The organism is Streptococcus mitis (assembly GCF_000960025.1).
Lineage (GTDB): Bacteria > Bacillota > Bacilli > Lactobacillales > Streptococcaceae > Streptococcus > Streptococcus mitis_DH.
The window spans coordinates 693,990-707,018 of record NZ_JYGQ01000001.1 but is presented as its reverse complement, the minus strand read 5'-3'; the positions used below and the strand labels follow the sequence as shown (position 1 = coordinate 707,018).

General features: G+C 38.8%; 9 protein-coding genes. All 9 read left to right on the top strand.

Annotated features, from left to right (window positions below; genetic code table 11):
• Positions 1-68 precede the first annotated feature (68 nt).
• Complete coding sequence (gene rexB, locus TZ91_RS03650) at positions 69-3,344, top strand: ATP-dependent nuclease subunit B (protein ID WP_033686970.1); 3,276 nt, start codon at positions 69-71, stop codon at positions 3,342-3,344.
• The gene (addA, locus tag TZ91_RS03645) at positions 3,341-6,991 is read left to right on the top strand and encodes a helicase-exonuclease AddAB subunit AddA (RefSeq protein ID WP_033686969.1); all 3,651 of its coding nucleotides are present in this window, start codon (positions 3,341-3,343) and stop codon (positions 6,989-6,991) included. Before rexB ends, addA begins: the two co-directional genes overlap by 4 nt.
• Positions 6,992-7,008: 17 nt before the next feature.
• Entirely contained in the window at positions 7,009-8,187 is a 1,179-nt protein-coding gene (locus tag TZ91_RS03640) for a hypothetical protein (RefSeq protein ID WP_033686968.1), read from the top strand.
• 501 nt (positions 8,188-8,688) lie between these two features.
• Positions 8,689-9,267, top strand: a complete 579-nt coding sequence (locus TZ91_RS03635) for a sugar transferase (RefSeq protein WP_033686967.1) — start codon at positions 8,689-8,691, stop codon at positions 9,265-9,267.
• A 38-nt stretch (positions 9,268-9,305) separates the two neighbouring features.
• Positions 9,306-9,998 carry a YveK family protein gene (locus tag TZ91_RS03630; protein WP_033686966.1) on the top strand — a complete coding sequence of 231 codons (693 nt, stop codon included), beginning with the start codon at positions 9,306-9,308 and terminating at the stop codon, positions 9,996-9,998.
• Positions 9,991-10,653 (top strand): CpsD/CapB family tyrosine-protein kinase, encoded by a 663-nt coding sequence (locus tag TZ91_RS03625; protein ID WP_235196475.1) that lies wholly within the window; start codon positions 9,991-9,993, stop codon positions 10,651-10,653. The genes TZ91_RS03630 and TZ91_RS03625 overlap by 8 nt, the downstream gene beginning before the upstream one ends.
• Positions 10,654-10,682: 29 nt before the next feature.
• Positions 10,683-11,783, top strand: coding sequence for an EpsG family protein (locus tag TZ91_RS03620; protein ID WP_033686963.1), 1,101 nt, complete (start codon positions 10,683-10,685; stop codon positions 11,781-11,783).
• A gap of 16 nt (positions 11,784-11,799) precedes the next feature.
• Positions 11,800-12,384, top strand: a complete 585-nt coding sequence (locus TZ91_RS03615; RefSeq protein ID WP_235196472.1) for a glycosyltransferase — start codon at positions 11,800-11,802, stop codon at positions 12,382-12,384.
• Positions 12,385-12,629: 245 nt separating this feature from the next.
• Positions 12,630-13,028 carry a glycerol-3-phosphate cytidylyltransferase gene (gene tagD, locus TZ91_RS03610; RefSeq protein WP_033686962.1) on the top strand — a complete coding sequence of 133 codons (399 nt, stop codon included), beginning with the start codon at positions 12,630-12,632 and terminating at the stop codon, positions 13,026-13,028.
• Position 13,029: the final 1 nt, after the last annotated feature.

Below are 13,029 nucleotides of genomic sequence, written 5' to 3'. Positions count from 1 at the left end.
TATTTATAGGATTGAATAGCTAAAAAATGGTATAATAAAAGGTAATGAAAAATTCCAACGAGGCTGAGATGAAATTACTTTATACTGATATTCGGACTTCTTTGACAGAAATCCTGACTAGAGAGGCGGAAGAGCTAGTTGCTGCTGGAAAGCGGGTCTTCTACATTGCCCCCAACTCTCTTTCTTTTGAAAAGGAACGCGCCGTGCTGGAATGCTTGTCCCAACAGGCTTCTTTTGCTATTACCGTCACGCGCTTTGCTCAAATGGCTCGTTACCTGGTCTTGAATGATTTGCCTGCCAAGACCAGTCTTGATGATATCGGTCTTGGGATGGCCTTTTACAAGTGCCTTGCGGAACTTGATCCCAAGGAATTACGAGTTTACGGCGCAATTAAGCAAGATCCTCAGTTTATCCAGCAGTTGATTGGGCTTTATCACGAGATGACGACTGCTCAGATGAGTTTTTTGGACTTGGAAAGTTTGACAGATGAAGACAAGCGAGCAGATTTACTCTTGATTTTTGAGAAAGTAACGGCCTACCTCAATCAAGGGCAGTTAGCTCAGGGGAGTCAGTTGTCCCATTTGATTGAAGCTATTGAGAATGACAAGGTAAGTAGTGATTTTACTCAAATCGCCCTGGTCATTGATGGATTTACCCGTTTTTCTGCCGAAGAAGAGCGGATTGTGGATTTACTTCATGGCAAAGGTGTTGAGATTGTCATCGGGGCTTATGCTAGTAAAAAAGCCTATACCAGCCCTTTTAGCGAGGGAAATCTCTACCAAGCCAGCGTAGAGTTTCTCCATCATCTAGCCTCTAAATACCAAACACCTGCCCAGGATTATTCTCAATCTCACGAGAAGATGGATAATTTTGACAAGGCCTCTCGTTTGCTGGAGTCTTCTTATGACTTTTCAGAGCTCACTTTGGAGATCGATGATAAGGACCGGGAAAACCTGCAAATCTGGTCTTGTTTGACGCAAAAGGAAGAGTTGGAGTTGGTAGCCCGTAGCATCCGTCAGAAATTACATGAGAACTCAGATCTGAGTTACAAGCATTTCCGTATTCTCTTGGGGGATGTAGCTTCTTATCAATTATCTCTAAAAACGATTTTTGACCAGTATCAGATTCCTTTCTATCTTGGTAGAAGCGAATTCATGGCCCATCATCCCTTGACACAGTTTGTCGAGTCTATTCTAGCTTTGAAACGCTATCGTTTCCGTCAGGAGGATTTGATTAATCTTCTCAGAACGGGTTTGTATACCGACCTTAGTCAGGCAGATATTGACGCATTTGAGCAATATATCCGCTATCTTGGTATCAATGGCTTACCAGCCTTTCAGCAAACCTTCACCAAATCCCACCATGGAAAATTTGATTTGGAACGTTTAAATGCTCTTCGTCTGCGTATTTTATCCCCTCTTGAAACCCTATTTGCCAGTCGAAAGCAGAAGGCTGAAAATCTTTTGCAAAAATGGAATAGCTTTCTAAAAGAAAGTTCAGTGACCAAGCAGTTACAAGATTTGACAGCCACCATGGAAGCTGTAGAACTGGAAAGACAAGCCGAAGTTTGGAAGGCTTTCTGTCATGTTTTAGAACAATTTGCGACTGTTTTTGCTGGTTCGCAAGTTAATCTAGAGGACTTTCTAGCCTTGCTCCATTCTGGAATGAGTTTGTCCCAATACCGTACCATTCCAGCAACAGTGGATACTGTTCTGGTGCAGAGTTACGATTTGATTGCGCCCTTAACGGCTGACTTTGTCTATGCCATTGGGCTGACTCAGGACAATTTACCAAAAATCGCGCAGAATACCAGTCTTTTGACAGACGAAGAAAGACAGAGCCTAAACCAAGCAACAGAAGAGGGAGCACAGTTACTGATTGCCAGCAGTGAAAACCTCAAGAAAAATCGCTATACTATGCTTTCCTTAGTCAATTCTGCCCGTAAGCAGTTGGTTTTGTCGGCTCCAAGCCTTTTTAACGAAAGTGAAAGTAAGGAGTCAGCCTATCTTCAAGAGCTAGTCCATTTTGGATTTTGCAGGAAAGAGAAGAGGATGAATCACAAAGGGCTGTCTAAGGAAGATATGGGGTCATATCACAGTCTTTTGTCCAGTCTGGTTGCCTATCACCAGCAGGGCGAGACGAGTGATACTGAGCAAGATTTGACCTTTGTTAAGGTTCTGGCGCGTGTCATGGGTAAAAAACTTGACCAGAAAGGTCTAGAAAATCCAGCCCTTCCAACCAGCCCGAGTAGCAAGCCCTTAGCCAAAGATACCTTACAAGCTCTCTATCCTACTGATCAGGAGTTTTACCTGTCTACCTCTGGTTTGACGGAGTTTTATCGCAATGAATACAGTTATTTTCTTCGCTACGTTTTAGGCTTGCAAGAAGAATTACGCCTACGTCCTGATGCCCGCAGTCACGGAAATTTCTTGCACCGTATCTTTGAACGCGCCTTGCAGTTGCCTAACGAAGATTCCTTTGACAAACGTCTAGAACAAGCTATCCAAGAAACCAGTCAAGAACGCGAATTTGAAGCAATTTATCAAGAAAGTTTGGAAGCCCAGTTTACCAAGGAAGTTCTGCTTGATGTAGCTCGCACGACTGGCCACATTCTCCGACACAATCCAGCCATCGAAACCATCAAAGAGGAAGCGAATTTCGGTGGGAAAGAGCAAGCCTTTATTCAATTGGACAATGGACGCAGTGTCTTTGTACGAGGCAAGGTTGACCGCATTGACCGCTTGAAAGCTGATGGAGCGATTGGAGTGGTAGACTACAAATCCAGTCTGACTCAGTTCCAGTTTCCTCATTTCTTTAATGGGCTCAATTCCCAGTTGCCAACCTATTTAGCTGCCCTAAAAAGAGAAGGGGAGCAGAACTTTTTCGGCGCCATGTACTTGGAAATGGCTGAGCCTGTCCAATCTCTGATGGCCGTTAAAAGTCTGGCAGGTGCAGTAGTAGAAGCCAGCAAGTCAATGAAATACCAAGGCCTCTTTTTAGAAAAAGAAAGCAGTCATTTGGGTGAATTTTACAATAAAAACAAGGCCAATCAGCTGACGGATGAGGAATTCCAGCTCCTACTGGACTACAATGCCCAACTTTACAAGAAAGCAGCTGAGAAGATTTTAACAGGCCAGTTCGCCATTAATCCTTATACCGAAAACGGTAGAAGCATTGCCCCATACGTTCAGCAACATCAATCCATCACAGGATTTGAAGCTAATTACCACTTAGGTCAAGCCCGTTTCTTAGAGAAGTTAGACCTAGCTGATGGTAAGCGTCTGGTTGGAGAAAAGCTCAAGCAAGCTTGGTTTGAAAAAATAAGAGAGGAGTTGAATCGATGAAGCCCATTCCCTTTTTAACTGAGGAGGAAATTCAAAAACTGCAAGAAGCAGAAGCGCATTCGTGTAAGGAACAGAAGAAAACTGCCGAGCAAATTGAAGCCATCTACACTTCTGGTCAGAATATCCTCGTTTCAGCATCGGCTGGTTCTGGGAAGACCTTTGTTATGGCCGAGCGTATTCTGGACCAATTAGCGCGTGGAGTGGAAATCAGTCAACTCTTTATCTCAACCTTTACCGTTAAGGCTGCGACTGAACTTAAAGAACGTTTGGAGAAAAAAATCAGCCAACAAATCCAAGAAAGCGATGACGTTGACCTCAAACAACACTTGGGTCGCCAGTTGGTAGATTTACCCAACGCAGCTATCGGAACTATGGACTCTTTCACACAAAAATTCCTTGGCAAACATGGTTATCTAATTGATATTGCGCCTAATTTCCATATTTTACAAAACCAAAGCGAGCAACTCCTTCTAAAAAACGAAGTCTTTCATGAGGTCTTTGAAGTCCATTACCAAGGTAAACAGAAAGAGAACTTTAACCATTTGCTGAAAAATTTTGCAGGGCGTGGCAAGGATGAACGGGGACTGCGCCAGCAAGTCTATAAAATTTATGACTTCCTCCAATCCACCAGCAATCCTCAGAAATGGTTAAGTGAATCTTTCCTCAAAGGCTTTGAGAAAGCTGATTTTACGAGTGAAAAAGAAAAACTGACCACACAAATCCAGCAAGCCCTTTGGGATTTGGAAAGCTTATTCCGTTATCATCTGGATAATGATGCCAAGGAGTTTCCCAAGGCTGCTTATTTAGAAAATGTTCAGTTGATTCTGGATGAAATTGGCTCCTTAAATCAAGAGTCCGATAGTCAGGCTTATCAAACGGTGCTTGCGCGTGTTGTCGCAATTTCGAAAGAGAAAAACGGTCGATCTCTGACTAATGCCAGCCGTAAGGCTGATTTGAAGCCCCTGGCCGATGCCTACAACGAAGAGAGAAAGACCCAGTTTGCTAAACTAGGACAACTGTCAGACCAGATAACCATTCTCGACTATCAAGAACGTTATCATGGAGATACCTGGGAACTAGCTAAGACCTTCCAATCTTTCATGAGTGATTTTGTGGAAGCTTATCGTCAACGTAAGCGCCAGGAAAACGCCTTTGAATTCGCTGATATCAGCCATTACACCATTGAGATTTTAGAGAAATTCCCGCAAGTTCGTGAGGCTTATCAGGATCGCTTCCATGAAGTCATGGTAGATGAGTATCAGGATACCAACCATATTCAAGAACGGATGCTGGAATTACTTTCTAATGGACACAATCGCTTTATGGTGGGAGATATCAAGCAGTCCATCTACCGTTTCCGTCAGGCAGATCCGCAGATTTTTAATGAAAAGTTCCAACGCTATGCGCAAGATTCACAAAAAGGAAAGCTGATTCTCCTCAAGGAAAATTTCCGTAGCAGTTCAGAAGTGCTGTCAGCAACCAATGATGTCTTTAAACGTCTCATGGACCAAGAGGTCGGCGAAATCAACTATGATAATATGCACCAACTTGTTTTTGCCAATACCAAACTAACTCCTAACCCTGACAACAAGGCAGAATTTCTCCTCTACGACAAGGACGATACAGGTGAGGAAGAAGAGAGTCAAACAGAAACGAAACTAACTGGTGAGATGAGATTAGTCATCAAGGAGATTCTGAAACTTCATCAGGAAAAAGGTGTGGCTTTTAAAGAAATTGCCCTTCTGACCTCTAGTCGCAGTCGTAATGATCAGATTCTCCTCGCCCTGTCTGAGTACGGGATTCCTGTCAAAACCGACGGAGAGCAAAACAATTATCTCCAATCCCTAGAAGTGCAAGTCATGCTAGACACCCTTCGTGTCATTCACAATCCCCTGCAAGACTATGCCTTGGTTGCCATTATGAAGTCTCCAATGTTTGGCTTTGATGAGGACGATTTAGCACGTTTGTCCCTTCAGAAAGCAGAAGATAAAGTCCAAGAAAATCTCTATGAGAAACTGGTCAATGCACAAAAACTGGCAAGCAGCCATAGAAACTTGATTCACACATCTCTAACTGAGAAACTAGAGCAATTCATGGATATCTTGGCTTCTTGGCGTTTGTATGCCAAAACCCACTCCCTCTATGACCTGATTTGGAAGATTTATAACGACCGTTTTTACTACGATTATGTTGGGGCTTTGCCAAATGGCCCTACTAGACAGGCCAATCTCTATGCCCTAGCACTGCGTGCTGATCAATTTGAAAAGAGCAATTTCAAGGGCTTGTCCCGCTTTATTCGTATGATTAACCAAGTTTTAGAAGCCCAGCACGATTTGGCAAGCGTGGCTGTCGCACCACCAAAAGATGCAGTAGAGCTCATGACCATTCACAAGAGTAAAGGGCTGGAGTTTCCTTACGTCTTTATTCTCAATATGGATCAAGACTTTAACAAGCAAGACTCTATGTCAGAAGTCATTCTCAGTCGTCAGAATGGTCTTGGTGTCAAATATATTGCCAAAATGGATACAGGAGCAGTGGAAAATCACTATCCTAAAACCATCAAACTCTCCATTCCTAGCTTGACCTATAGGCAGAATGAAGAGGAATTACAGCTAGCTAGCTATTCTGAGCAAATGCGTCTGCTGTATGTTGCTATGACGAGGGCTGAGAAAAAGCTCTATCTTATCGGCAAGGGATCTCGTGAAAAGCTGGAAGCCAAGGAATACCCAGCAGCTAAAAATGGAAAACTAAATAGTAACACTAGACTTCAAGGCAAGAATTTCCAAGATTGGATTTGGGCTATCAGTAAAGTGTTTGCCAAGAATCATCTCAACTTTAGCTATCGTTTTGTTGGTGAAGATCAGCTGACTACAGAATCTATCGGAGAGTTGGAAAACAAAAGTCCCCTCCAAGATAGCTCCCAAGCAGACAATCGTCAGTCAGAAACCATTAAAGAAGCTCTTGAAATGCTGAAAGAGGTTGAAGTCTATAATACTCTTCACCGCGCAGCCATTGAACTTCCTAGTGTTCAAACCCCAAGTCAACTCAAGAAATTCTACGAACCAGTTATGAATATGGAAGGTGTCGAGATTGCTGGTCAAGGCCAGTCAGTAGACAAGAAAATTAGCTTTGATTTGCCAGATTTTTCAACCAAAGAAAAGATAACAGGAGCTGAAATTGGTAGTGCTACCCACGAACTGATGCAGAGAATGGATCTCAGTCAGCGACCAACGCTTGCTAGCCTGACAGAAACTCTCAAACAAGTTCAAACCAGTCCAGCTGTTAGAGACAAGATTAATCTTGCTAAAATTCTTGCATTCTTTGACACAGCACTCGGTCAGGAAATTCTCGCTAATACCAACCATCTTTATCGCGAGCAACCTTTCTCCATGCTCAAACGAGACCAAAAGAGTCAGGAAGACTTTGTTGTCCGTGGTATCCTTGATGGCTATCTACTTTACGAAGATAAAATTGTTCTGTTCGACTACAAGACAGACCGCTATGATGAGCCAAGTCAACTCATAGACCGTTATCGTGGTCAGTTAGCCCTATACGGAGAGGCTTTATCTCGAGCCTATTCGATTGAAAATATTGAAAAATACTTGATTTTACTCGGTAAAGACGAGGTTCAAGTTGTAAAAGTATAATCTAGAAAGGAGACCTCATGACACTTCCAGTTAGAAAATCCCTGCATGATGCGGTTTTACAGGCTTCAAAAGCTGATACTTGGGAACAAGCTACCAAGGAATGGAATGAAGTTTCCTTGATTTTTAACGGTATCGGCCGTAGCAATTGTGTCTGTGGAAATGCTATCAAATACGCCTACGAACTCTTTAACGGAGTGACTGGTCAACGACTATTTCCTATAGGTAGCGACTGCGTTCGTCATTTTCATCGATTGTCTCTTGACCAGCAACTGGAAGAGGAAGAAAAACTACTCAGAAAGGTTGAAAATCTGACCAGAAAAGCCCAGAAAAAGGAAAAAATCAAGGTCAATAAAAGTGACTTTGACGAGCGACTTCTAAAATGGCTCTGGGAAAAAGGTGTTTTCAAACCCAATCGTGGCAATCAATTTGCGCCTGAGAGAGACTACCAGCTTTTCCTAGAAGTCTTTCAGGGAGGAAGTTGGACCAAGGCAGAGCCTAAGAAGAAGGCTCGGATGGAAGAAGTCCTTGAAAAGTGTATCAAACCCTTTTTACTTGGCAAACCAGATGACCAACTCTACCTTGTCAAGCTAGGCAAGGAGAAAATTGACTACGAGCAAGAACTCCGTATCCAGGCAGAGAAAGAGCGCAAGAAGAGGGATAAAATCGCCAAGCAGTATGCAGACAATCTAGTCCTAGCCATGGGCCCAGCAGAGCGCGCTTATCAGGATTACTTTGGCTTTACAGAAACCCTAACCCAAGAAGAACGCAAGTGGGAGAAAATACTTTTTGGTAAAAATCGAACAGAACGGGCTATCAAGGCCAAACAATACCAAAAAGAGCTGGAAAAAGACCAACGAATTGCTAGTCAGGATCCAATTGAAAGAAAGCAGAAGCAGACCTGGCTCCTCAATTCCTATTTCCGTGAGCTTCCTGACGAAAAATCCCGCTTTGCTCGACTCTTATTAGAATATCGAAAAAGTGGAGAAGTGCCATTTTCAACTGAATATCTGTCAGACCATCTTCTCGACTTTTTCTATAAAATGAAAGCCTTTGAGTTTGAAATCGCACCAGAACAAGTTCGAGATTTTCTAAAAGAAAGCCTCCAGGCAGATCATCTATCCTCAGCACAAGAAAGCTGGATAGAAGGAATACTTATCAACTGTATTAAACCATTTTTAGAACGATTATTGATATAAGTAACACCTACCGTGGAAATTCCATGGTAGGTGTTACTTTATTATTATCAAAAGATTTATTGAAAAACATAACGAAACTTATTTATATATGTTTTATTATACTGTATAATGTGTAAAATCTATAGTTGCTTTATGTTTAAAGTAGCTTAAATCCAATATTTATAGTATAATAATATTAGATAACTAGACAAATTAAAACCTATTTTTTGTATGTGTTTAGCATTTAAATATATAGAAATATAAAATCATTCATTTGTTTCTCGATGTTTTCGATTTCGATAATAAAGTAACTGCAAAATCAGAAGTCTAACTCCTGATTAGCAAAGATTTTTCACTATGAGTTCAACAATTGTCTTTACTTATAGTTATAGTAAAACTATGTTTGAAACACATGGAAGAAACTCATCTAATTTAGTCTTATGACGTAAAATTGGAATTTTAAAACAGATTTAAGATATGTATATGTTTCAATATTTTCTTCATAAGAAAGGGGGGAATACAATGATGTATAGAAAAGTTAAAAGAATAGTTTCACTTATTTTTTCAATTTTTTCTTTAGTGTTTATGGCCCCTATTTGTCTCATTGCTTGTATTTTTATTGTTTTAGAATCAAGTGGCAATCCCATTTACATGCAAGAACGGGTTGGTATAAATGGGCAAAAATTTATAATGTATAAACTACGTTCCATGTATTTAGATGCAGAAAAAGATGGGCATCAATGGGCAGTTAAGGACGATCATCGGATTACTAAAGTTGGAAAATTTCTACGAAGAACCCGAATTGATGAATTCCCACAAATCATTAATATCATTAAAGGAGAGATGTCTTTTATCGGGCCTCGACCAGAAAGACCAGAATTCGTTAACGAATTTTTAAAGTATATTCCAGATTTTAATGATCGTTTGGCTATTCCTCCAGGAATTACAGGATGGGCACAAGTGAATGGTGGCTACGATTTAACACCAAATGAAAAATTAAAATATGACAAATACTATATTGAGCATGAAAGTTTTCGATTGGATTGGCTTATTTTATTAAAAACTATTAAAGTGATTTTTACCGGACACGGCTCAAGATAATTTATACTAAGAAAATAAGTAAAGGACAAAAGTAAAATATGACTATTTTCAACAAAAATATCAATAGGATTTTTACTTTGATTAAGAGTAAATTTCTGTTTCTAATCCTTTTTACATTGATAGGAACTGTAGCAGTTGGTCTATATACTGTTTTTATTATCTCACCTGTTTATAGTCTTCAATCCAAACTCATTATGAAAAATGGTTCCGGACAAAGTACAGATGCGCAGACAATTGAAGCTCTTAATCTCTTTCAGAGACAAACTAAAACTTATCTAGAAATAGCCGATTTACCTCCTGTTAAAGAGGAGACGAACAAAGCTCTAGACTTATCTCCAGAGGAAATTTCAAAAATCCAGTCTGTTAAATTAACAAACGACTCAGGTTCTCAGTTGGTAACAGTAACCGTAAGAGCTCTCGATAGAGAATTAGCTGATCGTTACATAAGAGAGTATGTCATTCAGTATAAAAAATTTACAGCAGACAGATTAGGACGGGATAATTTATCAGTTGTAACAGAAGCATTGGGAAGTAGCTCTCCAGTTTACCCAATTTTATGGAAGAATCTTCTTGTATCTATTCTAGTATTTTCTTTCATAGGATTTAACATTATCTTCATTAAGTATGTATTAAGTGACTCAATTGATTCTTATGAAGATTTAGAAGAGTTAGTGGGGACACCTGTTCTTGGGATGATACCCACTATAGAGAAAAAGAGGAAAGGTGTCTAACGTGTATATAGAAGTTATCCATAACAGCAAATCTCTCGTAGCTGAGTCCTTTAGAACGTTAAGAAGTAATCTTCAGTTCTCAGAATTCGGAAAAAATATCAAATTGATTGTTATTACAAGCGCTAATCCTAACGAAGGAAAGAGTGAAGTCAGTATCAATCTTGCTGCCTCTTTGGCTCAACAAGGGAAAAAAGTGATTATCATAGATGCTGATATGCGTAAACCAACCCAACATAAATTAACAGAGCTAAACAATACTGAAGGATTAAGTACCTTTCTATTAAAAAGGTCAGGTGTAGATTCCATTAATCATTTAACGATAAATGATGTAAATTTAGATGTACTGACCTCAGGACCTGTTCCACCTAATCCATCTGAGATGTTAGCTAGTTCTTCTATGGAAGAAACACTAAGAGCATTTGAAGATTTTTATGACTATGTCATTATCGATACACCTCCCTTGCTGGCAGCAACGGATGCTCAAGTTTTAGCCAGTATTGCTGATGCCACCCTTCTGGTAGTAGACATCAAGAGCTCAAAACGGCGTCAAGTGGTAGAAGCAAAACGACGATTAGATCACGTAGGAGCTAGATTACTCGGAGTTGTAATGAATAAAATAGATTCACATAAAGACACCTATTATTACTATTATTAACTAACTATTTGAAAGGCAGGGGAGGAAAAATGACAATCTATCTTTTAATGTTCGTCTATATCTCTTTCCTGACCTTTTTCTCATTAAAATATGAGGATAAAGAACAAGAGTTAAAATTTCTTGTTTTTCCAACTTTTTTATTTTTTATAATCATTGCGGGTTTTCGTACTTCTAGTGTAGGAGGAGATTTAGGAACCTATATCCATATTTTTGAATCAAATGACTTACAACTTCCGGATTTATCAAATCTATTTCGTTCTCGATTTGAAATTGGTTATTTAGTAAGTAATATTTTTCTAAGAAACTTCAGTTCTCACTATACATTTTTATTGTTTGCCTATGCCTTTATAACCTTATTTTTCTGGTTTTTTGTTCTTTATAAGCATTCTAAAAATGTTTACATGAGTTTATTGATTTACCTCAGCTCATTAGGACTCTTTTTTTATTCCTTATCAAATATTAGACAAGGTCTAGCAATCGCTTTAAGTTTTTTAGGATTTCACTACTTAGTAAAAAACAAGAAGATTTTAGCATCAATATTCATCTTATTAACTCCCTTATTTCATACATCTGGTATCGTCTGCCTCTTGTTTTTCCCCCTTAAAAAAATCGTTTTAAACAAAAGAGCATACCAGTTTGTGTTCATTTTATTTCTTATCATCTTTCCTTTTATCAAACAAATTGCCACTACCTTTATTTCTTTCTTTCCTCAGTATACTTCCTATCTGGAATCATCATGGTTTTTAGAAAGTAATAAATGGGCACCAATATTTTTAACAATTTGGTATGGTATCGTTCTGGTCTTTGGTGAATTAGTGATTAGAAAACAGAAATTATCGACTGAAGAAGAATTTATAAGAAGTCTATTCTTTATCACCTTTTTACTAACCGCGTCAACTTTGCAAACAAGCCTTTTTGGTAGATTCGCACACTACTTTACCCCCTTTATTTGCCTATATATCCCCATGATTTTATCTAAAATAGGTGAAAAAAAAGTTCAGTGGATTTTATTTTATTTGGTGATATTGGTTTATGCTTCAATCTTTCTAGTCATTGTTTATTTTAAAATTGACTGGTATAACATTGTTCCCTACCGTTCGGTTATTGTAGATTGGTTAATTGGGAATTAGATTTAGGAGTTATAAAATGAAATTTTCAGTTTTAACTACAGTCTATAAAAAAGAAACTCCTAGAAATTTAAGGAAAAGTTTACTAAGCTCTTACCATCAGACCATTAAACCAGCAGAAATCATTTTAGTTTGTGATGGTGCATTGACAGAAGAGTTAGATAGAGAAATCGAAAAGTTGCAGAGAGAAATCCCGAGTTTAAAGGTTTTTCATTTACCTAAAAACCTAGGTTCTGGACCAGCCTCTCTCTTTGGAGTCAATCAATGCCAAACAGAATTCATTGCAAGAATGGACAGTGATGATTATTCTCTAGAAACAAGATTTGAGAAACAAGTAGCTGCCTTTGAAAAAAATCCCAACCTCATTATGGTTGGTTCCAATATTTTAGAGAAGAATTCAGAGTTTACCGCCTTAAAGAAAGTGCCTGAAACTACGGCCGAAATCCGTCGATATTCGAAAATGAGAAACCCCTTTAATAATCCATCGAGTATGATGAAAAAAGAATATATCTTGAAGGCTGGTAATTATCGTAAATTTCGTTACCTAGAGGATTATGACCTCACAATGAGATTGTTACATGATAATCCAACTAAGGATTTTTAAAATATCCAGGAACCTTTAGTAGTCATGCAGACAAACGATTCAAGCTATCTGCGGAGGGGCGGTTTCCTGTATGTAAAGACTGACTTTATGCTCCAATTAGATTTTTATCGCAGAAGAGATATTACTTTAGTAGAATTTCTTAGAAATATTTTCCTTCGTAATGTGATTCGAATTCTTCCGAATTCAATTAGGAAATGGGTCTATAAGAAAAAAATGAGAGAAGAAGTAGAGGTGATTAAGAAGATATGAAGAGAGTCATTACATACGGAACATTTGATTTATTGCATTACGGTCATATTAACCTTTTAAAAAGGGCAAAAGCTTTGGGAGATTATCTCATTGTCGGGCTTTCTACCAATGAATTTAATAAGCTAGAAAAGAATAAAGAATGTTATTTCGATTACGAAAAAAGAAAATCGCTATTAGAGGCTATCAGATATGTGGATCTTGTTATACCAGAGGAAAATTGGGATCAAAAAATCTCAGACATCGAAAAGTATCATGCTGATGTGTTTGTCATTGGAGATGATTGGCAGGGAAAATTTGATTATTTAAGTGATATGGGGATAGAAGTTGTTTACCTATCACGAACAAAAGAAATTTCAACCTCTAAAATAAAGAATGATTTGAATCAAGGGAACTAGG

What these genes read in the sequence shown, in the direction of transcription:
- rexB (WP_033686970.1), top strand. Translation starts at nt 69, where the DNA reads ATGAAATTACTTTATACTGATATTCGGACTTCTTTGACAGAAATCCTG.
- addA (WP_033686969.1), top strand. Translation starts at nt 3,341, where the DNA reads ATGAAGCCCATTCCCTTTTTAACTGAGGAGGAAATTCAAAAACTGCAA.
- TZ91_RS03640 (WP_033686968.1), top strand. Translation starts at nt 7,009, where the DNA reads ATGACACTTCCAGTTAGAAAATCCCTGCATGATGCGGTTTTACAGGCT.
- TZ91_RS03635 (WP_033686967.1), top strand. Translation starts at nt 8,689, where the DNA reads ATGATGTATAGAAAAGTTAAAAGAATAGTTTCACTTATTTTTTCAATT.
- TZ91_RS03630 (WP_033686966.1), top strand. Translation starts at nt 9,306, where the DNA reads ATGACTATTTTCAACAAAAATATCAATAGGATTTTTACTTTGATTAAG.
- TZ91_RS03620 (WP_033686963.1), top strand. Translation starts at nt 10,683, where the DNA reads ATGACAATCTATCTTTTAATGTTCGTCTATATCTCTTTCCTGACCTTT.
- TZ91_RS03615 (WP_235196472.1), top strand. Translation starts at nt 11,800, where the DNA reads ATGAAATTTTCAGTTTTAACTACAGTCTATAAAAAAGAAACTCCTAGA.
- tagD (WP_033686962.1), top strand. Translation starts at nt 12,630, where the DNA reads ATGAAGAGAGTCATTACATACGGAACATTTGATTTATTGCATTACGGT.